The organism is Nonomuraea sp. NPDC049421, assembly GCF_040677005.1.
Classification (GTDB): Bacteria; Actinomycetota; Actinomycetes; order Streptosporangiales; family Streptosporangiaceae; genus Nonomuraea; species Nonomuraea salmonea.
In genome coordinates this window covers 193,867-214,917 of sequence record NZ_JBFAQA010000011.1, presented here as the reverse complement: position 1 = coordinate 214,917, position 21,051 = coordinate 193,867, and the positions used below count along the sequence as shown (strand labels likewise).

At 71.6% G+C, this 21,051-nt stretch carries 20 protein-coding genes; 10 read left to right on the top strand and 10 right to left on the bottom strand.

The genetic code is table 11. The annotated features are described in order from the left end of the window. Positions 1-17 precede the first annotated feature (17 nt). From AB0K18_RS20790 to AB0K18_RS20760, 7 genes are all read right to left on the bottom strand, one after another. Entirely contained in the window at positions 18-1,085 is a 1,068-nt protein-coding gene (locus AB0K18_RS20790; protein WP_364916379.1) for an SPFH domain-containing protein, read from the bottom strand. A 3-nt stretch (positions 1,086-1,088) separates the two neighbouring features. Beyond that, on the bottom strand, positions 1,089-1,520 hold the full coding sequence (locus AB0K18_RS20785; RefSeq protein ID WP_364916376.1) for an NfeD family protein: 432 nt from the start codon (positions 1,518-1,520) through the stop codon (positions 1,089-1,091). 73 nt (positions 1,521-1,593) lie between these two features. Next, entirely contained in the window at positions 1,594-2,763 is a 1,170-nt protein-coding gene (locus AB0K18_RS20780; protein WP_364916373.1) for an Ig-like domain-containing protein, read from the bottom strand. A 73-nt stretch (positions 2,764-2,836) separates the two neighbouring features. After that, complete coding sequence (gene fahA / locus AB0K18_RS20775) at positions 2,837-3,940, bottom strand: fumarylacetoacetase (protein ID WP_364916370.1); 1,104 nt, start codon at positions 3,938-3,940, stop codon at positions 2,837-2,839. Beyond that, entirely contained in the window at positions 3,937-4,707 is a 771-nt protein-coding gene (locus tag AB0K18_RS20770) for a hypothetical protein (protein ID WP_364916367.1), read from the bottom strand. The genes fahA and AB0K18_RS20770 overlap by 4 nt, the downstream gene beginning before the upstream one ends. Beyond that, positions 4,704-5,873 carry a homogentisate 1,2-dioxygenase domain-containing protein gene (locus AB0K18_RS20765; protein WP_364916364.1) on the bottom strand — a complete coding sequence of 390 codons (1,170 nt, stop codon included), beginning with the start codon at positions 5,871-5,873 and terminating at the stop codon, positions 4,704-4,706. Before AB0K18_RS20765 ends, AB0K18_RS20770 begins: the two co-directional genes overlap by 4 nt. A gap of 79 nt (positions 5,874-5,952) precedes the next feature. Beyond that, on the bottom strand, positions 5,953-6,606 hold the full coding sequence (locus AB0K18_RS20760) for a helix-turn-helix domain-containing protein (protein WP_364916361.1): 654 nt from the start codon (positions 6,604-6,606) through the stop codon (positions 5,953-5,955). A gap of 74 nt (positions 6,607-6,680) precedes the next feature. On the opposite strand from AB0K18_RS20760, the gene AB0K18_RS20755 reads away from it, so the two are divergent. Together AB0K18_RS20755 and AB0K18_RS20750 are read left to right on the top strand one after the other, a co-directional pair. Beyond that, entirely contained in the window at positions 6,681-7,301 is a 621-nt protein-coding gene (locus tag AB0K18_RS20755) for a hypothetical protein (protein WP_364916358.1), read from the top strand. A gap of 40 nt (positions 7,302-7,341) precedes the next feature. Continuing rightward, positions 7,342-8,544 (top strand): FAD-dependent oxidoreductase, encoded by a 1,203-nt coding sequence (locus tag AB0K18_RS20750; protein ID WP_364916355.1) that lies wholly within the window; start codon positions 7,342-7,344, stop codon positions 8,542-8,544. 4 nt (positions 8,545-8,548) lie between these two features. Here the strand turns inward: AB0K18_RS20750 and AB0K18_RS20745 are convergent, their stop codons facing one another. Then, a complete protein-coding gene (locus AB0K18_RS20745; protein ID WP_364916352.1) occupies positions 8,549-9,799 on the bottom strand; it encodes an MFS transporter in 1,251 nt (416 codons plus the stop codon). Positions 9,800-10,010: 211 nt separating this feature from the next. Here AB0K18_RS20745 and AB0K18_RS20740 point away from each other — a divergent pair, with 211 nt between their 5' ends. From AB0K18_RS20740 to AB0K18_RS20730, 3 genes are all read left to right on the top strand, one after another. Then, on the top strand, positions 10,011-11,294 hold the full coding sequence (locus tag AB0K18_RS20740; protein ID WP_364916349.1) for a hypothetical protein: 1,284 nt from the start codon (positions 10,011-10,013) through the stop codon (positions 11,292-11,294). 126 nt (positions 11,295-11,420) lie between these two features. Then, positions 11,421-12,797 carry an ATP-binding protein gene (locus AB0K18_RS20735; RefSeq protein ID WP_364916347.1) on the top strand — a complete coding sequence of 459 codons (1,377 nt, stop codon included), beginning with the start codon at positions 11,421-11,423 and terminating at the stop codon, positions 12,795-12,797. Then, positions 12,794-13,984, top strand: a complete 1,191-nt coding sequence (locus AB0K18_RS20730; protein WP_364916344.1) for a tetratricopeptide repeat protein — start codon at positions 12,794-12,796, stop codon at positions 13,982-13,984. Before AB0K18_RS20735 ends, AB0K18_RS20730 begins: the two co-directional genes overlap by 4 nt. 78 nt (positions 13,985-14,062) lie before the next feature. On the opposite strand, the gene AB0K18_RS20725 is transcribed toward AB0K18_RS20730, so the two are convergent. Beyond that, on the bottom strand, positions 14,063-15,046 hold the full coding sequence (locus tag AB0K18_RS20725; RefSeq protein ID WP_364916341.1) for an aldo/keto reductase: 984 nt from the start codon (positions 15,044-15,046) through the stop codon (positions 14,063-14,065). 62 nt (positions 15,047-15,108) lie between these two features. Here AB0K18_RS20725 and AB0K18_RS20720 point away from each other — a divergent pair, with 62 nt between their 5' ends. From AB0K18_RS20720 to AB0K18_RS20700, 5 genes are all read left to right on the top strand, one after another. Then, positions 15,109-15,987 (top strand): LysR substrate-binding domain-containing protein, encoded by an 879-nt coding sequence (locus AB0K18_RS20720; RefSeq protein WP_364916338.1) that lies wholly within the window; start codon positions 15,109-15,111, stop codon positions 15,985-15,987. 37 nt (positions 15,988-16,024) lie between these two features. Then, complete coding sequence (locus AB0K18_RS20715; protein WP_355414997.1) at positions 16,025-16,225, top strand: EF-hand domain-containing protein; 201 nt, start codon at positions 16,025-16,027, stop codon at positions 16,223-16,225. A gap of 64 nt (positions 16,226-16,289) precedes the next feature. Next, entirely contained in the window at positions 16,290-17,762 is a 1,473-nt protein-coding gene (locus AB0K18_RS20710; protein WP_364916333.1) for a helix-turn-helix domain-containing protein, read from the top strand. 49 nt (positions 17,763-17,811) lie between these two features. Further along, positions 17,812-18,744: a nucleoside hydrolase gene (locus AB0K18_RS20705; RefSeq protein WP_364570203.1), complete on the top strand. Its 933-nt coding sequence runs from the start codon at positions 17,812-17,814 to the stop codon at positions 18,742-18,744. Positions 18,745-18,772: 28 nt separating this feature from the next. Next, positions 18,773-20,431, top strand: a complete 1,659-nt coding sequence (locus AB0K18_RS20700; protein ID WP_364916330.1) for an alpha-amylase family protein — start codon at positions 18,773-18,775, stop codon at positions 20,429-20,431. Here AB0K18_RS20700 and AB0K18_RS20695 read toward each other — a convergent pair. Then, positions 20,418-21,008, bottom strand: coding sequence for a TetR/AcrR family transcriptional regulator (locus tag AB0K18_RS20695; protein ID WP_364916327.1), 591 nt, complete (start codon positions 21,006-21,008; stop codon positions 20,418-20,420). The genes AB0K18_RS20700 and AB0K18_RS20695 overlap by 14 nt on opposite strands. Between the last annotated feature and the right edge of the window lie 43 nt (positions 21,009-21,051).

The window sequence follows — 21,051 nt, the reverse complement described above, 5'->3', positions numbered from 1 at the left end:
CGGCGTGTCGTGGCCGGTCAGCGGTGCTCGGCCTCGGTGGGCTTCTTGTCGAGGCCGGGGAACGCGGACGGCTCCTCGGCCGCCTGGGTGAGCTGGCGCGGCCCGTTGGCCTCCTGGGCGTCGGCGACCGCCTCGGCCGCCGCCTCCGCCGCCTTGGCGACCTCCTCGTCCGCGGCGGACGACTCGGGCAGGTCCTCCCTGGTCGCGGTGCGGGGCAGCGCCTCGGTGAACGCCTTGGAGACGCCCTGCAGCGCCGAGGTGACCTCGCTGGGGATCACCCAGAACGTGTTGCCGTCGCCCTGCGCGAGCTGCGGCAGCACCTGGAGGTACTGGTACGCGAGCAGCTTGGGGTCGGGGTCGTTGCGGTGCACGGCCTGGAAGACCTGGTCGATGGCCCGCGACTGACCCTCGGCCTCCAGGATCGCGGCGGTGCGCTGGCCCTCGGCGCGCAGGATGCGGCTCTGCTTGTCACCCTCGGCGGTGAGGATCTGCGACTGCCGCTGGCCCTCGGCGTTGAGGATCGCGGCCCGCTTGTCGCGCTCGGCCCGCATCTGCTTCTCCATCGCGTCCTTGATGGTCTTCGGCGGGTCGATGGCCTTGATCTCGACGCGGTTGACGCGGATGCCCCACTTGCCGGTGGCCTCGTCGAGCACGCCGCGCAGCTGGCTGTTGATGGTGTCGCGGGAGGTGAGGGTCTTCTCCAGGTCCATGGAGCCGACGACGTTGCGCAGCGTGGTGACCGTGAGCTGCTCGACCGCCTGGATGTAGTTGGCGATCTCGTACGCCGCCGCCCGCGGGTCGGTGACCTGGAAGTACAGCACGGTGTCGATCTCGACGACCAGGTTGTCCTCGGTGATGACCGGCTGGGGGCGGAAGGAGACGACCTGCTCACGCAGGTCGATCATGGGGTAGACGCGGTCGATGTACGGGATGACGAAGTTGAGACCTGGCTTGAGCGTGCGGTGATAGCGGCCGAGCCGCTCGACGTTGCGCGCCCTGGCCTGCGGGATGATGCGCACGGCCTTGAGCATCGTGATCACCGCGAACAGGATGATGAAGATTCCGACCAGCAACAGCGGGTCCATGGATCACTCCCGGGGATATACGAGGGCGGTGGCCCCCTCGATCTCGATGACGTCGACGGTCGCCCCTGCGGGGATCACCAGGGTCTCGTCGTAGGCGCGCGCCGACCATTCCTCGCCCCCGATGCGCACGCGACCGTCTCTGCCCGTCACCTCGGAGACGACGTAGGCGGGCTTTCCGACGAGTGCTTCCACGCCGAAACGCTGCAACGGCGGATGTTTGATATAGCGCATCGCGATCGGCTTGAGCACCAGCAAGCCGGCGGTGGACGTCACGGCGAAGAGGAGTAACTGCAGGGGAACGGGCAATCCGATGGCCGCGCCGGCAGCGGTGAGCAGCGCCGCGACGCCGAGCAGACCGAGGGACGCCGTCAAAGTGAAGATTTCGGCAACACCGAGGACGATCGCCAGGATTACCCAGATGATCCATTCGTCCATGTCCGGCCCTCCTCAAGGTATAACGGGCCTGCACTCTTATCTGGTTCCCCCACCCTCTACGGTAATCCTGATATCAACCCCTCGGTACCAGCACGTCACCGGCGCCCTTTCCCAGGAGCGCACTGCCCTGGCGCCATTTCTCCCACGGGAGTTGCCAGTAACCCCATCCGTTGTGCCATTCGAGCGGCCGGTCGGTGCCGGTGATGAGCACCGGGTCGCCGCGCAGCGAGGTGGCGTAGAACCAGGCCGCCTGGTCGGGGCGGGCGTTGACGCAGCCGTGGCTGACGTTGGCCCGGCCCTGGGCCCACACGTTGTCCTTGGCGTGGACGTATTCGCCGCTGTCGGAGATGCGGACCGCGTGGTCGATCATCAGGTCGTAGTAGCCGGGGTCGCCCTCCTCGCGGCCGGGGGAGATCATGCGGACCGGGTTGCCCTTGTCCATGGTCAGGTGCCAGCCGCTGGTCGTGGTGTATTCGACGGTGGTGGCCATGCCGGCGCTGATGGCCATGCGCTGGGCCACCCGCCCGTCGCGCGTGACGACCATCTGGTGGGTCCTGGCGTCGATGGTGCTGGTCTGCCTGCGGCCGACGGTGAAGGCGAAGGTGGTGTCGGTGGCGCCGTAGAGGCCGTCGCCCGCGCGTACGCCGGCCAGGTGGGCGGTGACCGTGACCTGCTGTCTGGGTGTCCAGAAGCGGCGGGGACGGTAGGCGACCCGGGTGTCGCCGAGCCAGCGCCACGCCCCCTCGACAGGCGTGGAGGTGCGCACTTCGAGCGCCTCTTCGACGGCGGCGCGGTCGCTGACCGGGGTGTCGAAGTCGATGATGATCGGCATGCCGACGCCGACGGTCTCGCCGGGCAGCGGCGTGATGCGGGCCACCTGGAACGCCGTGTCGACGGCGCGGGTGCGGACGCGGCCCATGGCGACGGTGGCGGGCGCGCCCTCACGGGTGGCGGTGGCGGTGACCGTGTATTCGGTGGCGGGCTTGAGCGTCCAGTCGGTGCGCCACGTCGTACGCGACCCGTCGAGCCGCCCCGGCACCGGCTCGCCGGCCTGGTAGACGAGCACCCGGCTGAGCGTGCCGCCCTGGGCCCTGACGACCAGGCCGCGGTCGGGCCGCGCCCGCTTGGTGTCGAACGGCGGCCAGACCCGCACGACGGGCGGCGCGGAAGGCGTGGCCGCGGTGACGGACGTGCAGCCGCAGACCAGGAGGAAGGCGACACAGAACATCGCGGCACGACGCATGTGACTCCTGCTTTCCGAGGGAGAGGGAGATCCCAGGGTAGCGGTGAGTCACGGTGCAAGCACGTCGAGTCACTTATCCGACAGTTCCGGAAACCTCCCCCAGGGTCACCCCGCCCGCGGCGGCCCTGACCGTGACCGTGTCGCCGTCCTGGAGGAACGTCCGCGTCTCGCCGCCCCGCAGCTTGATCGGGTCGGTTCCGTTCCAGGTCAGCTCCATGAGCGAGCCCCGCTGGTCGCGCTCGGGGCCGGAGATCGTGCCGCTGGCGAACAGGTCGCCCGTCCGCAGCGTGGCCCCGTTGACCGTCAGGTGCGCGAGCATCTGGTCGGGCGTCCAGTACATCCCCGCGTAGGGCGGCCGGGAGATCACCTCGCCGTTGAGCAGCACCTCCAGCGTGATGTCCAGCCCCCAGTCCGCCCGGCGGCGCAGGTAGGGGGCGGGCTCGGGGTCCTGGGCCCGGCCGGGGACGCGCGGCAGCGCCTCCAGCGGCGTCACCCAGGGCGAGACCGACGTGGCGAACGACTTGGCCAGGAAGGGACCCAGCGGGACGTACTCCCACGCCTGGATGTCGCGCGCGCTCCAGTCGTTGACCAGCGTCACCCCGAACACGTGCTCGTCGAACGACCCCGCCGGCTCGCCGGGCTCGGTCGGCACACCGACCACGAACCCCAGCTCCGCCTCGATGTCGAGCTTCTCGCACGGCCCGAACCTGCCGGGGCCGAGCTGCCCGCTCGGTCGTCTGACCGGCGTGCCCGACACCACGACCGTGCCCGCCCTGCCGTGGTAGCCGACCGGCAGGTGCCGCCAGTTGGGCTGCAGCGGCTCCTGGCCGGGGCGGAAGATCTGGCCGACGGCGCTCGCGTGCTCGATCGAGCAGTAGAAGTCGACGTAGTCGGCCACCTCGAACGGCAGGTGCAGGCGCACCTGGTCGAGCGGGATCAGGTGGGCCTCGGTGACGGACAGGTCGGTGGTCAGCTTGTTGCGGATCAGCTCCCTGGTGGCGTGCCAGGCCGCGCGGCCCCGCGCCATGAACGGGTTGAGCGAGGGCGCCGCGAACACCTCGTCGTGCAGCGCGGGGGCCAGGTCGAGCACCTTGTCGCCGTACCTGACGCCGACCCTGGGCCGCTCTCCCGGGCAGGAGAAGACCCCGTAGGGCAGGTTGTCCACACCCCAGCTCACCGATCCTCCTCCTCGATCAGTCCGAGCGCGCACAGGTCGTCGAGCGGCGCGGTAGTGTTGCAGGAGCCGTAGCTGACCAGCAGCCGCCTGGCGCGGGCGGCCGTCTCGTCGGGCACCGCGCGGGCCAGGCGCACGAGGTGGCCGACGTCGGTGGAGCGCAGCACGGGCGTCGGGTCGCGGCCCTCGACGGCCTCGCAGACGGCCAGCAGCAGGTTGAGGAAGCCGTGGCGGTCGACGCCGAGCGAGGGGTCGAAGTGGCGTACGGCGTGGTGCAGCCCGGCCGTCGCCTTGAACGGGATGCCGTTGTCCGCGCACGACTTGATGAACTGCGCGAGGTGCTCGACCGGCGGGAAGTCCTCGGCCGCCGCGCCGCCGCAGCGCACCTTGAGCCCGGTGTTGGGCGGCAGGTCACCGGCGGTCTTGTGCGCGGGCACCTCGGCGAACAGCCGTACGCCCTCCGGTAGCCCGAGCCGGTCGGCCAGCGCCTCGATCGTGCTGTCGGGCGGCAGCTTCGTCTCGACGAAGTCCACCGGCAGGTCACCGAAGTCGGGCAGGTCGGCGGTGTCGGCGATGAGCCCGATGTGGCGCGGCCGGTAGTCGGCGCCGCGCAGCCGGTCGAGCCGGCTGGCCGGGCAGAGGAAACGGTGGGTGAGCACGTCGCTGCCGTGCTCAAGGTCGCGCCGGTTGCGGGCCAGCGCCTCGGTCATGTGCAGGGACGACGGCGGGAACAGTCCTGCGTCGTCGACGAGTGCGGAGTAGAGCTTCATCGTGCCCAGGTCCAGGCGTATCCGGGGTCCTCGCAGGACAGAGCGCCCTGTCCGAGGTCGAGCGGGCGGAAGGTGTCGACCATGACGGCCATCTCGCTCGTCACGGTGACGCCACGTGAGACGGCGTCGATCACCGCCTCCACGGCGCCGGGCTGCGGCCCGTGCGTGAAGCCGGCGGGATGCAGCGAGATCGACCCGACGTCGATGCCGGAGCCGGCCCGCGCGGAGTAGTCGCCGCCCACGTAGAACATGAACTCGTCGGAGTCCACGTTGTGATGGTTGTACGGGATCGGAACCGCCTCCGGGTGGTAGTCGAGCGGCCGGGGACAGAACGAGCACACCACGAACCCGGGCCCCTCGAAGGTCTGGTGCACGGGCGGTGGCGCGTGCGTCTTCTTCACGATCGGCTCGAAGTCCTCGATGTTGAACGCGTAAGGGTAGAGGTAGCCGTCCCAGCCGACCACGTCGAACGGGTGGTGGCGGTAGACCAGCCTGGTCAGCCCGCCCCGCGTGCGCACCAGCACCGGCACCTCCTCGCCCGAGACGACGTGCGGCTCGGAGGGGGCGCGCAGGTCGCGCTCGCAGTAGGGGGCGTGCTCAAGGAACTGGCCGTACTGCGACAGGTAGCGCTTGGGCGGCCTGATGTGCCCGGACGCCTCGATGGCCAGCACGTTGACCTGGCCGTCGGGCACCCAGCGGTGGATGGTGCCGGTCGGGACGATCACGTAGTCGCCCTCGCCGGCCTCGATCACCCCGTACGTGGACTCGAAGCGGACCCGCCCCCGCTGCACGTACACGCACTCGTCGCCCATGGAGTTGCGGTAGAGCTCGCTCGGCCGGTCGCTGGTGGCGTACGACAACCGGACGTCGGCGTTGCCCGCCAGCACCATGCGCCCGGTGACGAGGTCACCGGCACTGGCCAGCTCCTGAGTGCGGAAGTGGCGGGGCGAGAGCGGCAGGTTGGGCCGCAGCGTCGTCTCCAGGGCCGGGGTGACGGCGTCGGCCTTGACGATGGCGGTCGGCAGGTGGCGGTGGTAGAGCAGCGAGGAGTCGGACGAGAAGCCCTCCTCGCCCATCAGCTCTTCTGCGTAGAGGCCGCCGTCCGGCCGTCTGAACTGCACGTGCCGTTTTCGCGGCACCTCTCCCACGGCGCGGTAGTACGGCATCCACCCCTCCACTGCTGTCCGGTTATCGGACGGAAGTGTCCTTTATCTGGAACCACCGTCCGCCATCGGCCTGGAGAAGTCAACTCAGTCCAGTGGTCAGTTCGGCGGCCAGCTCGGCGGCGGCCGCAACCACGCGCGGTCCCGTGGACTCCTCCAGCGGCCCGAACGTCACCACCCCCACCGACGCCTCCAGCCACGGCAGGCCGGTGACCGGCGCGGCGACGCCACGTGCCCCCTCCTGCAACTGCCCCTCCGTGACGAAGTAGTCGTGCCTGTGGTCAGACCGGCCCTCGCGCAGCGCCAGGATCGCCCGCCCCGCCGCGCCCCTGGTCAGCGGATGGCGCGAGCCCTCGCGGTAGGCCACGTGCATGTCGGTCCACGACGGCTCCACGACCGCCACGGCCAGCCCGTCGTCGCCCTCGGCCACGGTCAGGTGCGCGGTCGCGCCCACCTGCTCGGCCAGCCGCCGCAGCGTGGGCGTCGCCGCCGCGCGCAGCAGCGGCTGGACGGCCTGGGCCAGCGCCAGCACCCCGAACCCGAGGTGCACCCTGCCTTCGGCGTCCCTGCGCACGAAGCCCTCGCCCTGCAGCGTCGTCAGCAGGCGGTAGACGACGGGCCTGCTCAGCGACAGCTCGCCGCTCAGCTCGGTCGGCGTGCGCCCGCCCTTCCCGTCGGCGAGCAGGCGCAGCAGGCGGAGCCCGCGTTCGAGGGTCTGAGCGGATTCTGCGGCCATGCGACCGATTATCCAGTGGTGACGCCGCCCTGCTGGAGGGGTACGTAAGGGCAGGGAAGAGCCGGGGGGTAAACATGCGGCAATGGTGGGTTCTCCTGCTTGCCGGGATGGCGCTGTGCGTGCTGTCGCCTGCCATGCCGCCGCTCACCGCGACCCTGGTCAACCAGGCCTCGCTCACCACCCCGGCGAGCCCGAGCCTGGTCGAGGACACCTTCTACGTCACGCAGGGCATCGAGGTCAGCCAGACGCTGCTGCCCCGGGCCAAGGGCGTCACGTTCCGGCCCGCGTACCTCGCCTCCGGTGTGCGCGTGGACGGCAGCGGCCGGCTGTCGGGCAGGCCCGAGCGTCCCGGCACCTACGCCGTCCGCGTGGGCGTCTGCTCCGACGGCTCCTGCCAGGAGGAGAGCCTGACACTCGTGGTGCTGGCGAACGTGCCGTGGGAGCCGCGCGAGCTGACCTTCCCCGGCCGGGCCGGCACGCCGCTCGACGGCGAGATCGGCGTCAACGGCGGCCCGAGCGGCGTGGTGCCCACCTTCACCGTCACCGACCTGGACAAGGTGCCCGCGGGCGTGGCCATCGGGCCCGACGGCCACGTGGGCGGCGTCCCGGCCGCGGCGGGCATCTCCGAGGTGCCCGTACGCATCTGTGTGGCGGGCAACTGCGCGGGCGTGGTCGTCCGGCTGATCATCGTCTGACCCTCTTGCGGGGGCTGCGGTTTGCGGTCACCGTGGAGGCATGAAATCGGTCATTGTGGTCGGATCCGGTATTTGGGGGTCGTCCTTGGCGTTGCGGCTGGCCGAAACCGGCTGGCAGGTGACGCTGGTGGAGCAGCACAGGCCGGGGCACGTGCGGCAGGCCAGCGCGGGCGAGACGCGGCTGCTGCGCTGCTCGCACGGCGACGACGACTGGTACGCCCGCCTCGCCTGGCAGGCCAGGGAGGGCTGGCTGCGGCTGGGCGAGCGGGCCGGCGAGGACCTGTACGTCGAGTCGGGCATGCTGTGGTTCGCCAGGAAGCCGGACGGGTGGGAGCACGCCAGCGCCCAGGTCCTGAAAAATCTGGACATCGAGTGTGAGGTGCTCGACCCGGCCGACGGCCGCCGCTTCTTCCCCGACTTCCGCGGCGACGACCTCAGCTTCCTGCTGTGGGAGCCGAACGCGGGCGTGCTGCGCGCCAGGCGGGCCACCCAGGTCACCGCCGCGCTGGCACAGGCCGCCGGGGTGCGGCTGATCAGGGCGCGGGCGGTGCCGGTGAGGCGGGACACAGCCGGGGACACGGCGGGGGACACGGCGGGGGACACGGCGGGGGACACGGCGGGGGACACGGCTGGGGGCGCGGCGCCGTACGCGTGCGCGGTCGAGATCGACGGCGAGGTCCACCACGCCGACCGGGTGGTCTGGGCGTGCGGCGCGTGGCTGCCCGAGCTGTTCGACGGGCTGCCGATCACCGTGACCAAGCAGGACACCCTGCACTTCGCCGCGCCGCCGCAGTGGTCGCTGCCCGAGACGCCGGCCTGGGTGGACCACGGCGCCTCCGCATACGGGCACGGCGACGTGGACGGCGTGGGCATGAAGGCCACCTCCGACGCGGAGGGGCCGCCGTACGAGCCAGAGCACGGCCGTCGCGTCGTGGACCCCGGCAGCGTCGAGCAGGCCCGCGGCTACCTGCGGCGCCGCTTCCCGAGCCTGGCGGAGCTGCCGGTACTGTTCACCCAGGTCTGCCAGTACGCGCTGACGCCCGACGCCGAGTGGCTGCTGACCGAGGTCTCGCCCGGCGTGTGGGTGCTGGGCGGCGACTCGGGGCACGGGTTCAAGCACGGCCCCGCGTGGGCCGGTTACGTGGCGGGCGTGCTGGACGGCGCGTACGAGCCGGAGCCGCGCTTCGGCGACCACCCGCGCACACCCAGCCGCGGCCTGCGGACCAGCGGCCAGACCTGGTGAGGCGTCACGCCTGGGGGACCGGAGCGGCCGGTTGAGGCGCGCGCAGGTCGCGCACGCCCGGTGAGAGCAGCGCGGCCAGCGTCGAGAGCAGGACGAGGGCCGCGCACCCCAGCAGCGCCTGCTGGGTGCCGAACACCGCCGCCGCGGGCCCGGCGAGCAGCAGGCCGATCGGGCCGAACATCAGCGAGCCGAGCACGTCGTACGAGCTGACCCGCGACAGCGCCTCGGGCGGGACCTCGCGCTGCATCGTCGTCTGCCACAGCACGCCGAACACGTCGAAGCAGACGCCGAGCACGAAGGCCGCGCCCACGATCGCCCAGAGCGGCGCGCCGACCCCGAGCGTCACGTACGGCAGGGCGGTCGGCAGGCAGAGCAGCACCGCGACGAGGATGGGCCGGCGCGGGCGCACCCGGAGGGAGACCAGCACGCCGACGATCGTCCCCACGGCCTCGCCGGTCAGGAACGCCGACCAGGCGGCGGGCCCGCCCAGCGACTCCTTGGCCATCAGCGGCCCGAGCACGCCGTGCCCGGCCTGCACGGCCATGACCAGCAGCGAGAACTGCGCGACCACCACCCAGATCCACTGCCGCGAGCGGAACTCCCGCCAGCCGTCGCGCAGGTCGGCCAGCACCGAGTGGGCCTCCTGGCGGGCCCGCTCACCGGGCTTGAGGCGCAGGTTGGCGATCAGCAGCCCGGCCACCGCGAACATCGCGCCGCTCACCGCCAGCGCCCAGCCGCCGCCGAACAGCACGACCGTGGCGCCGCCGAGCACCGCCCCCGCCACGCGGGAGGCGTTGGCGCCGAGGCCGAGCAGCGCGTTGCCGGTCTGCAGCCGGTCGGCGGGGACGACCTCGGGGATGATCCCGGTCAGTGCGGGGTACGTCACCGCGCTGGCCACCCCGGCGAGCGCGGCGGCGGCGGCCAGCGCGCCCAGCGGGGTCCAGCCGGTGAGCAGCATGACCGCCAGCGCGAAATAGCCGGTCGCGAGCAGGAACTCGCCGACCATCATCACCCGCTGGCGCGGGAGGCGGTCCGCGATCACGCCGCCGATCAGCATGAACAGGATCATCGGCAGCGACTGCGCGGTGAGCACCACCGACAGGGTCGTGGCGGTGGCGCCGGGCAGGTTCAGGACGCCGAACGCCAGTGCGACGGGCGCGAACGAGCTGCCCAGCATGGAGATGGTCCTGGCGGTCAGCAACAGGGAGAAGCGGCGGTCACGGAGCAGCCCGAGATCGCCGAGAAAGGAATGCACGCCACTCAACCCCCCGCTTTATGCCAAACTCCGCCATTCTGCCGCAGTTCACCGGCTCTGTCGCGGGATTAAAGGCCGGTGTACGGCGTCGACAGCGAGGGTTACAGGGCGTGGAGAAATGGGGGAAGAACGCTGCTGATCTCATTGAACGTTGTTGATCGTCCGGATAGTGTGCGATATGCCCACGATCACCCCCTGGAAGTAAGGTGCCATGAGACGGCGGCTACGGCAGGTCTTCATCATCGGACTCACCCTTTCGCTCCTCGGCATCGGCGTTCCCGCGTGGTCGGAGGACGACGACCGCAGCTGCAACGACCTGATGGCCGCCGACACCCCGGCGTACGTCGTCTGCACCTGGCTGGCCAAGCCCGACGAGGCCGCCGACATCGCTAGGTTCTGGCTCAACGACGACGGCCAGAACATGATCGACGCCGGCCCCATGAACCCCATCACCATCGACTGCCAGGAGCCGGGCGCCCAGTGCCCGACCGACGGCGAGGGTGACGGCGAGATGCACGACATCGGCGACCCCGACGTGCCGGGCGCCGAGGACGGCGGCACCCCCGAGTGCCAGAACGGCGAGCAGTGCTACGTCGACCCGACGGGCATCAGCGCCGCCGAGAAGAGCGCCGCCAAGGCCACCCCGGCCGGCCAGGCCGCGCAGGCCGCCGTCCAGACCACGATGCGCGTCTGGATCGACACCGAGCTGGCCGACGACTACAAGGCGGGCAAGCTCGCCGAGGCCGCCAAGAAGATCGCCGCGCTGGCCGTCGCGCAGCCCGGCGTCGTGGGCGTGCGGTTCACCTCGCAGCTCGGCTACAACCAGACCTTCGGCACCGCCGAGGAGCTGGACACCTTCGTCAGCGAGGCCGCGACCACGCTGCGCACGCTGCTGCCCGGCAAGAAGCTGGCCGCGCACACGGTGGTGCCGCTGCTCGGCTGCGGCGCGAACGACGCCTGCAAGACCGCGATGACCGAGAAGTACCCGCTGCTCGACCCCGAGCGCATCGGCGCCTGGCTCAGCAAGGGCTACATCGACCAGCTCGCCCTCGACGACGGCCACCTGGCCAGCCAGTACGCCGAGTGGAAGATCGACGCGAACGAGGCCCAGCGCAACCAGTGGATCCAGGTCCGCGCCCGCGCCTGGGACGCCTACGCCCAGATCGCCGCCGAGGACGCCACCCTCGCCGGAGCCGAGCTCAAGGACGAGCAGATCGACCAGGTCATCTCCGAGCGCGTCGCGACCCCGCTGCAGAACGACGCCGCCGAGACCGTCACCCTGTGGACCCGCTGGCAGGACGACAAGGGCCAGGTCAACCGGGCGTACGGCGAGCAGTGGGCCGGCAACGCCACCTGGGAGCGGCTCAAGAAGCTCGGCTCCGTCAAGCCCCGGCTGGCCACCCTCTACGACCCGGCCAACCCCGAGGTCGACCAGGCCACCGACCTGAAGCACCTGTCCGAGGTGTTCGGCCAGGTCTACCTGCACGCCGCCTGACCGCACGCTTCCCGAGGCCGGACGCCCCTTCCCGGGGGCGCCCGGCCTCGCCCGTTCCTGGCCTTTCGCGGGCAGTTCGGTATCTTGCCTACTCGACCGAACACTCGCGACAGAAGGGAACGGCACGTGCCCGACGACGCCGGTCTGCAGGCGCTCCGCGAGGCGGCCCGCCTGTCCCCGGACAACCTGCCACTCCGTCAGCACCTCGCCGGGCAGCTCCTGGCCAAGGGCTATCTCGCCGACGCGGAGGCCGAGTTCAGGGCGGCGCTCGTGCTCTCGCCCAAGAACCCCGAGATCATCACCGGTCTGGCCGAGGCGTTCGTCCGGCAGAGCGCGTACGGCTCCGCGCTGGCCGCGCTCGAACCGCTGCTCGCCGAGCCCGGCTACCCGCCCAGGGCCGGGGTGCTCGCGGCCAGGGCGCTGGCCGGTGAGGGCGATCTGGGGCGGGCCGCGTACCGGTACTTCGAGGCGATCTCCCGGGATCCCGCGCTGGCCGACCCCGAGTTCGCCGCCCGGCTCAACCCGCCGCCCGCGCCGTCCCCCGTCCCGCAGCCACCCGCCGCAGCCGGGCCAGGGCCCGCCTTGGTCACTCCGCAGCCGGGATCGCCGCTCGCGCCCGAGAGCAACGCCGAGGTGCAGAGTTCAGGGCTGACGTTCGCCGACGTGGCCGGCATGGAGGCGGTCAAGGAGGCGCTGCGGGTCAAGCTGCTGCTGCCGATCCAGCAGCCCGACCTGTTCGCCGCGTTCGGCAAGCGCGCGGGCGGCGGCGTCCTGCTGTACGGCCCGCCCGGCGCCGGCAAGACGCACCTCGCCAGGGCGGCGGCGGGCGAGCTGGGCGCGGCGTTCGTCAACGTGGGTCTCGCCGACATCCTCGACATGTACATCGGCTCCAGTGAGCGCAACCTGCACGCCACCTTCGACCTCGCCCGCCGCAACCGGCCGTGCGTGCTGTTCTTCGACGAGGTGGACGCGCTCGCCGCCCGCCGCTCCGACATGCGCCAGGCGCACACCAGGCAGCTCGTCAACCAGTTCCTGGCCGAGCTGGACGGCGTGGACCAGAACGCCAACGAGGGCGTCCTGGTGCTGGCCGCCACCAACGCCCCCTGGTACGTCGACGCCGCCTTCCGCCGCCCGGGCCGGCTCGACCAGCCGGTGTTCGTGCCCCCGCCCGACGCCGCCGCCCGCGCCGCCATCCTGCGCATCCTGTGCAGGGACAAGCCGCTCGCCGAGATGGACTTCGACGCCGTGGCCAAGGTGACCGAGCACTTCGTCGGCGCCGACCTCAAGGGCGTGGTGGACCGCGCGGTCGAGGCCAAGCTGCAGCAGTCGATCAGCGCGGGCCGGCCGATCCCGCTGTCCACGCCCGACCTGCTGGCGGCGGCCCAGAGCGTACGCCCGACGGCCGTGCGCGAATGGATGGCCACCGCGCGCAACTACGTCATGCACGCCAACGACTCCGGCGCCTGGGACGAGCTGATGCCCTGGGTCAAGGGCAAGTGGTGAAGGTCGGCGACCCGGTCGAGCGGGCGCGCACGCTCCTGCGGCTGCGCCGCCCGGCCGACGCCGAGCGGGAGCTGCGCGGGCTGCTCACGCAGGAGCCGCAGCACCTCACCGGGCACGCCATGCTGGCGCTCGCCCTGGTCGAGCAGCGCCGGGTCGCCGAGGCGGTCGCCGAGGCCGAGGAGTCCGTACGTCTCGCGCCCGACCACTGGTTCTCCCACTACGCCGGCGCCCAGGTGTACTACCGGGCCCGCGACGCCGATCGGGCCATGGCGGCCGTCCGCACCACGCTGGACCTCGAACCGCAGTACGCGCCCGCGTGGGAGTTGCTGGCCCGCGTCCACATGCTCAAGGGCGAGTGGCCGCTGATGGCCGGAGCGGCGCGGCAGGGGCTGTCCATCGACCCCGAGGACACCGACCTGGTGAGCCTGCTGGCCCTCGCCCACGTCAACCAGGGCGAGGCGGAGCCGGCGCGGGCCGCCGCCGCGCACGCCGTACGGCTGGATCCCGAGAGCCCGACCGCGCACTTCGTCCATGGGCGCGTGTCGCTGCGGTTAGGCGACGCCCGGCAGGCCGCCGACGCCTTCCGCGAGGTGCTGCGTCTCGACCCCGGCTACAGCGTCGCCAGGGATCTGCTGGTGGCGGCGCTCAAGCAGCGCAACCCCCTCTACCGGTGGTTGTCGCGGCTCCGCGGCCGGTTCGCCGGCGGCTGGCGGCTGGTCTTCCTGCTGCCCGTCGTGCCGCCGCTCGTCGCCGTCTTCATCGTGCTCGCGGTGCTGCACTGGGTGGCGTGGGTCGCCGAGGCGTGGACCACGCTGCGGCTGGCCCGGGACAAGGCCACCGGCCTGCTGTTCGAGGGCACGGCGGCCCGGGTGGCGGTGGGCTGCCTCGCGCTCGTGGTGGTCGGCGCGGCCCTGCTCGCCGCGGGCATCGCACTCGGCCACGAGGCCCTGGGCACCGCCGGGGTGGCCGCCATGGCGCTGGTCACCCCCGTCCAGGAGGCCGCCCACACCGGCGCACCCCGCCGCCGCACGGTCCTGTACGCCTGGTCCGCCCTCCTCGCCCTGGCCGCGACCGTCGGGACGCTCCTCGCCCAGCCCGCGGTGCCCCTGCTCGCCGGCTACGCCGCCCTCGCCACGGTCTGGCTGGCCACGGCCGTCCGAGGCCGCCTCGCCACCGACGGCCTCTGAGCCCCCGAACTCCGATGAGCCCCCGAACTCCGATGAGCCCCCGAACTCCGAGCCCCCGATCCAGGAGGCCGTCGGCGGTCAGAGGAGGGTGGCGCCGGTGACCTTGAAGCGGGAGAGGGCGTCGTCGATCCTGGCCAGCGTGTCCTCGTGGAGGATGAGGTCGGCGGCGGCCAGGTTCTCCTCGATGTGGGCGCGGGTGCGGCTGCCCGGGATCGGCACCACGTGCTCGTCCTGGTGCAGCAGCCAGGCCAGGGCGAGCTGAGCCGGGGTGATGCCGAGCGACACGGCGAGGTCGCGTACGGGGGCGTAGCGGTCGTTGTTGCCGGCGAGGTTCTCGGCCGAGAAACGGGGGGCGTTGCGGCGGAAGTCGTCCTCGCCGAGGGCGGTGACCGTACCGGCGAGGAAGCCGTTGCCGAGCGGGCTCCAGGCGACGATGCCGACGCCCAGCTCGCGCGCCGTGGCGAGCAGCTCGGCGTCGATCGGCCGCCACATCGACCACTCGGTCTGCACGGCCGCCACGGGATGCACCGCGTGCGCGGCCCTGAGCTGGGCGGCGGTCAGGTTGGACAGGCCGAGGTGCCGTACGAGCCCGTCGCGCACCAGCTCCGCCATCGCCCCCACCGTCTCCTCGATGGGCACCCCGGGGTCGGGATAGTGGGCGTAGTAGAGGTCGATCACGTCGATGCCCAGGTTGCGCAGGCTGCGCTCGGCGTAGCCGCGTACGAGGCGGGGCTCGGCGTTCACGCGCAGCTCGCCGAAGGCGTAACCGACGGGCTGGGCCCGGCTCGGCTCGCCCTCGGGCACCGCCAGGCCGAACTTGGTCGCGACCACCACCTCGTCCCTGCGGCCCTTGATCGCCCGGCCGACCAGGCGCTCGTTGTGGCCGTCGGGGCCGTAGGCGTCGCTGGTGTCCACATGGGTGCCGCCCGCGTCCAGCGCCGCCTTGATCGCGGCCTCGCCGCGGGCGTCGTCTACCTCGCCGTACATGCCGGGTGACAGCACCATCGCGCCGTAACCGATCGCAGGGATTCGCAGGCCGTCGCCAAGAGTGCGTGTCTTCATGCCGACGATCATCGGCCCGCGCCCGGCTCCGCGTCCAAGACCCTTTGCTATAACCGATGGTTATGGACGTCCATTTGCGCGAGTTGCGGTACTTCGTCGCCGTCGCCGACGAGCTGAACGTCACCCGCGCCGCCGAGCGGCTCTTCGTCTCCCAGCCCGCGCTGTCCAAGCAGCTCAGAGTGCTGGAACGGCAGCTCGGCTACCGCCTGTTCGACCGGGTGCCGAGCGGGGTGGTGCTCACCCGGCAGGGCGCCGAGCTGCTGCCGGTGGCCCGCGACGTGCTCGAACAGTGGGCCGCGGGGGTCGAGCGGGCGCGGGCCGCGGGGCCCGCCGGCACGCTCGTCATCGGGCTGCAGACCGCCGTCGGGCGGGGGCTGCAGCAGGAGGCGCTGCGGCGGTTCCGTTCGGTGATGCCGGGATGGGAGGTGTCGCTGCGGCTGGTCGGCTGGGAGGACCCGAGCGGCGGGCTGGCCGACGGGTCGTCGGACGTGGCGTTCCTGTGGTTGCCGGTGCCGCCGGGACTGCGGGCGTACGTGCTGGTCACCGAGCGGCGCGGGGTCGCCATGCCTGCCGATCACCGGCTGACCGGGCTCGCGGAGGTGCCGTTCGACGAGCTGCGGGACGAGCCGTTCATCGCGCTGCCCCCGGCGGCCGGGCCGCTGCGGGACTTCTGGCTCGGGGTCGAGCATCGTTCGGGGCCGCCGGTGATCGGCGTGACCGCCGGTACGGCCGAGGAGGTGTTCGAGGCGGTGTCGAGCGGGCTCGGGGTCGTGCTGGTGGCCGAGGGGAACGCGGAGCTCTACCGGCGGCCTGGGGTGACGTACCGGCCTGTTAGCGGGCTGCCTCCCGGGGAACTCGCCATTGCCTGGCGCGAAAGGGATACCAGGCCACAAGTGATGGCATTCGTCGACGCGTTGCGACACGTCACCACTAAGGTCTGACCCGACGATCGGATCAAGCGGAAGGGCGACCCCCCACATGAGCGACTACGCGACGACCTTCAACCTCATCGACGCCGACAAGGACGGCCGGATCTCCGCCGACGAACTCGTCCGGCTGATGGACGTGCTCGGCCAGCCCGTGACGCTGGAGGCCGCCCAGGAAGGGGTGCGGAAGCTGGACAAGGACGGTGACGGGCTGATCGACGTGGAGGAGTTCGGGGCCTTCCTCCAGAAGTGATAACAAACAAGCACTTGTTTACCATTCTCCTGTTGCCTGGGTCACAATGGCGGCAGGAGGGACGATGGCCAACCCGAGTGACACCAGCGGCAGCCGCCGGGACGCCGTGCGCGCGCTCAGATCGGGCATCGGGCGGATCTCCGGCGAGCTGACCGCGGAGATCCAGGCCCGCATCCCGGAGTACGCCCGACCCTCGGACGAGCTCTCCACCAAGGTCGTCAGGACGGCGGTGGAGCAGGCCGTCGAAGGCTTCGTCGATCGCGTCGAGCGGCCCGGCGCGGCGTGGGACCCCGAGCCGTTCCGGCTGATCGGCAAGGGCGAGGCCGCCGAGGGCCGCACCCTGGAGCCCTTCCAGTCGGCCTTACGGCTCGGGGCCCGCGTCGGCTGGCGCCACCTCACCGACCTCGGACTCCCCTCGGAATGCCTGCACGACCTGGGCGAGAAGGTCTTCACCTACTTGGACGACCTCGCCCAAGCCGCCACGGAAGGCTACGAGGCGGCCAAAGCGCACGGCCCTGACGCCCTGACCCGCCACCGCGCCCACCTCCTGAACCTCCTCCTGAACGACCCACCCCCCTCTCCGGAGGCCCTGAGCACCGCCGCCCAAGCCGCCGCCTGGCCCCTCCCCGCCACCGTCACCTGCATAGCCCTCGCCCCCACCGGCCCCACCACCACGGGCACCGCCCCTTCGGCGGGCGGAGGCAACGGAAACGCCGCCCCTGCGACCCCGACCCGCTTCGCGGGTCCAGCTGCGGCGGGCTCCGGAGCCACAGACCCCACCTCGAGCACGATCAGCTCCGCCGTCACGCCCTTCCCCCCTCAAGCAGGGGCTGCGGCCGGCGTCACGCCCTTCCCCCTTCAAGCAGGGGCTGCGGGCGGCGTCACGCCCTTCCCCCCTCAAGCAGGGGCTGCGGCCGGTGTCGCCCCCTTCCCCCCTCATCAAAAGGACGGTCACGCTCGACGGCGGGATGGCTTGGGGCGGTGGCCCGCTTGTGGGGGGTTGCCTTTCGATGTGTTGGTGGGGCTTGAGCGGGACGTGCCGTGTCTCCTTGTGCCGGAGCCCGAGGGGAAGGGAGAGGTGATCGAGCGGGTTCTGCGGGGGTGCAGGGCGGCGGTCGGGCCCGCAGTTCCCCTGGTGGCGGCGGGGACGTCTCTGCGGTGGGCCTCAGAGGCGCTGGAGTTGTCGCGGCGGGGTGTGTTGCCCGGTGGGGTGTTGCGGTGCTCCGAACACATGGCGACGCTGGTGTTGTTCAAGGATGAGGAGTTGGTCAGGGCACTGGCCCAGGTGCGGCTCGCGCCGCTGGCTCATCTGCGGCCGGCGCAGCAGGATCGGCTGGCCGAGACGTTGCTCGCCTGGTTGCGGCATGGCAGGGGTGCCGGTGAGGTGGCGGCGAAACTGCATGTTCATCCTCAAACCGTTCGTTACCGGCTTCGGCAGCTCGAAGAGCTGTACGGCGACCAGCTCGCCGACCCCGACATCCGCTTCGAGCTGGAGATCGCGCTCAGAGCCAGGCAGGCCGCCCCGTCCGCCCGCTGACCTTGCCGTTCCCCTGGGCGGACCGGGCCCACGGGCCTAGCATGGGGCGATGCCGACACCCGTGATCCTCGACTGTGACCCCGGGCACGACGACGTCTTCGCGATCTGGCTGGCGGCCGGGGACCCCGCGATCGATCTGCGGGCCGTCACCACCGTCGGTGGCAACGGCCGGCTCTACCACACCACCTACAACGCCAGAGTGGTGATCAGCCTGGCGGGCATCGAGGGGGTGCCGGTCGCGCCGGGCGCCGACAGCCCCATGGTGCGGCTGCTGAAGCCGGCCGAGTGGATCCACGGGGACAACGCGCTGGGCGGCCCGGAGCTGCCGAAGCCCACGGTGGAGGCCGACGCGCGCTCGGCGATCGAGCTGATCAGGGACACGCTCGACGCCGCCGGCGAGCCGGTGACGATCGTGGCGACCGGGCCGCTGACGAACGTGGCGATGTTCGCCCGCACCTGCCCCGACCGCCTCCCGATGATCAGGGAGGTGGTCTGGATGGGCGGCTCGACGGGGAGGGGGAACGTCACCCCGTACGCCGAGTTCAACGCCTGGACCGACCCTGAGGCGGTGGCCATTGTGCTGGGCACGGGGGTGCCGTTCACGATGGTCGGGCTGAACGTCACCCACCAGGTCCTCGCCACCCAAGAGGTGATCGCGCGGATCGAGGCGGTGGGCAACAGGACGGCGGCGTTCGGGGTGGAACTGCTCAACTTCTTCAACTCCACGTACGAGACCGACCAGGGCATGCCGGACGGCCCGCTGCACGACCCGGTGGCGGTGGCCCTGGTGGCCAGGCCGGGGCTGGTGACGACGGTCCGCACCCGCGTGGACGTCGAGCTGCACGGCACGGAGACCTCGGGCGCGACCTGCGTCGACCTGCTGGGCAAGCTCAACCGCCCGCCCAACGCGAACGTGGCCACCGGCGTGGACGTTCCGGCGTTCTGGCAGCTCGTGGAGGACGCCGTACGCACGCTCGCGTGACGGCGGACGCGCTGGGTAGCGGAACCGGATGCGACTGACCTACACCTCCGACGTGTGGTGGAAGAACGCCGTCGTCTACTGCCTGGACGTGGAGACGTTCAAGGACGGCAACGGAGACGGCGTGGGCGACTTCCGCGGCCTGACGCAGCACATCGACTACCTCGCGGGCCTGGGCGTGACGTGCCTGTGGCTCATGCCGTTCTTCCCGACCCCCAACAAGGACGACGGTTACGACATCACCGACTTCTACACGGTCGATCCCCGGCTCGGCACGCTGGGCGACTTCGTGGAGTTCATGCGCACGGCGCACGACCGGGGCCTGCGCGTGATCGCGGATCTGGTCGTCAACCACACCTCCGACCGGCATCCGTGGTTCGTGGAGTCGCGGTCGAGCCGGGAGTCGCCGCTGCGCGACTGGTATGTCTGGAAGGACACCCCCGAGCCGGAGCCGGACCAGGTCGTCTTCCCCGACAAGGAGGACAGCGTCTGGGAGTACGACGAGGGCACCGGCCAGTACTACCTGCACAGTTTCTACCGGCACCAGCCCGACCTCAACGTGAGCAACCCGCAGGTCAGGGACGAGATCACCCGCATACTCGGCTTCTGGATGGAGCTGGGGCTGTCGGGGTTCAGGGTGGACGCGGTGCCGTTCCTCATCGACAACGTCGATCCCGAGCTGGCGGACCCGCACGAGTTCCTGGCGGACCTGCGGGCGTTCATGACGCGGCGCATGGGCGGGTCGGTCCTGCTCGGCGAGGTGAACCTGCCGTACAAGGAGCTGATGGCGTACTTCGGCGACGGCCTCGGCGACCAGCTCACCATGTGCTTCGACTTCGTCGGCATGCAGAAGGCGTGGCTGTCGATGGCGCGCGGCGACGCGCGACCGCTGGCGGCGGCGCTGCGCGAGCGGCCCGAGCCGCCCAAGGACTGCCAGTGGGCGATGTTCCTGCGCAACCACGACGAGCTGACGCTCGACAAGCTCACCGACGGCGAGCGGCAGGAGGTCTTCGCGGCGTTCGGGCCTGACGCGGACATGCAGATCTTCGGACGCGGCCTGCGCAGGCGGCTGCCGCCGATGTTCGGCGGGGACGAGCGGCGCGTGAAGATGGCGTACAGCCTGCTGTTCTCGCTGCCCAGCACGCCGGTGATCTTCTACGGCGAGGAGATCGGCATGGGGGAGAACCTCGCGGCGGAGGGCCGCATGGCGGTCCGCCTGCCCATGCAGTGGTCGCAGGACGGCGGCTTCAGCCGGACCGAGCCGGTGCGCCCGATGGTCGAGGGTGATTACGGCCCCGCACACGTCAACGTGGCGGCGCAGAAGCGGGACCCCGACTCGTTACTGCGCTGGTTCCAGCTCCTCATCGAGCGCTACCGGGAGTGCCCCGAGCTGGCGTGGGGCGCGTACACGGTGGTGGACGGCGGCTCCGACGCCGTGCTGGCGCACCGCTGCGACGCCGACGGCGCCACGGTGGTGGTGCTGCACAACCTGTCGGACGCGGCGCAGGACGTGGAGCTGCACCTGGACGGCCTGGAGCGCTGCCGCCTGACGGACCTGCTGGTGGACGGCACGCTGGAGGTGCCGGACGACGGCGTCGTACGCCTGACGCTCGACCCGTACGGCTGCCGCTGGCTGCGCGCCTCGGAACCCGAGGTCTCCCCTGAGGACGCCTCGGTCAAGTCGCGGTGACGACCGGCCAGGCGGCCATGGCGCGGTCGGCGACCGCGAGCAGCTCGCGGAGGGAGGCGCCGTCGCGGGCCTGGGTGGACATGCCCTGGATGATCGCGGCGTAGAAGGTCGCGAGCCCGTCCGCGTCGGTGCCGGGCGGCAGGCGGCCCGCGCTGACGTCGTCGTCGATGCGCTGCTTGATCGCCGCCTTGGTCGCCTCCCTTAACCCGCGCAGCAGCTCGACCACCTCGGCCGACTCGCAGTTGACGGCGGCACTGATGATCATGCAGCCGTGCGGGTGGCCCGCGCGGGAGTATTCGCCGGCCGCGTCGCGCAGCACGCGCTCGACGGCCGCCCGGGCGGTGGGCTCCTCGGTCAGGGCGCGGGTGGCGAAGGCGCCGTAGGTCTCCTGGTAGCGCTGGACGGCCTCCTCGAACAGGCGGCGTTTGTCGCCGAAGGCGGCGTACAGGCTGGGCGGGTTGATGCCCATCGCGGTCGTCAGCGTGGCGACGGAGGTGGCCTCGTAGCCGTGCTGCCAGAACGTGCGCAGCGCGCTCTCCAGCGCCTCGTCCCTGTCGAATCCCCGCCGTCTGGCCATGCGGCAATTCTATAGCGGTCGCTATGCTATTTTTCTGTAGCGA

Coding starts and splice junctions, on each gene's coding strand:
- AB0K18_RS20770 (WP_364916367.1), bottom strand. CDS start 4,707: ATGAAGCTCTACTCCGCACTCGTCGACGACGCAGGACTGTTCCCGCCG.
- AB0K18_RS20710 (WP_364916333.1), top strand. CDS start 16,290: ATGGCCAACCCGAGTGACACCAGCGGCAGCCGCCGGGACGCCGTGCGC.
- AB0K18_RS20725 (WP_364916341.1), bottom strand. CDS start 15,046: ATGAAGACACGCACTCTTGGCGACGGCCTGCGAATCCCTGCGATCGGT.
- AB0K18_RS20755 (WP_364916358.1), top strand. CDS start 6,681: ATGCGGCAATGGTGGGTTCTCCTGCTTGCCGGGATGGCGCTGTGCGTG.
- AB0K18_RS20715 (WP_355414997.1), top strand. CDS start 16,025: ATGAGCGACTACGCGACGACCTTCAACCTCATCGACGCCGACAAGGAC.
- AB0K18_RS20785 (WP_364916376.1), bottom strand. CDS start 1,520: ATGGACGAATGGATCATCTGGGTAATCCTGGCGATCGTCCTCGGTGTT.
- AB0K18_RS20760 (WP_364916361.1), bottom strand. CDS start 6,606: ATGGCCGCAGAATCCGCTCAGACCCTCGAACGCGGGCTCCGCCTGCTG.
- AB0K18_RS20765 (WP_364916364.1), bottom strand. CDS start 5,873: ATGCCGTACTACCGCGCCGTGGGAGAGGTGCCGCGAAAACGGCACGTG.
- AB0K18_RS20705 (WP_364570203.1), top strand. CDS start 17,812: ATGCCGACACCCGTGATCCTCGACTGTGACCCCGGGCACGACGACGTC.
- AB0K18_RS20780 (WP_364916373.1), bottom strand. CDS start 2,763: ATGCGTCGTGCCGCGATGTTCTGTGTCGCCTTCCTCCTGGTCTGCGGC.
- AB0K18_RS20720 (WP_364916338.1), top strand. CDS start 15,109: ATGGACGTCCATTTGCGCGAGTTGCGGTACTTCGTCGCCGTCGCCGAC.
- AB0K18_RS20790 (WP_364916379.1), bottom strand. CDS start 1,085: ATGGACCCGCTGTTGCTGGTCGGAATCTTCATCATCCTGTTCGCGGTG.
- AB0K18_RS20750 (WP_364916355.1), top strand. CDS start 7,342: ATGAAATCGGTCATTGTGGTCGGATCCGGTATTTGGGGGTCGTCCTTG.
- AB0K18_RS20740 (WP_364916349.1), top strand. CDS start 10,011: ATGAGACGGCGGCTACGGCAGGTCTTCATCATCGGACTCACCCTTTCG.
- AB0K18_RS20700 (WP_364916330.1), top strand. CDS start 18,773: ATGCGACTGACCTACACCTCCGACGTGTGGTGGAAGAACGCCGTCGTC.
- AB0K18_RS20695 (WP_364916327.1), bottom strand. CDS start 21,008: ATGGCCAGACGGCGGGGATTCGACAGGGACGAGGCGCTGGAGAGCGCG.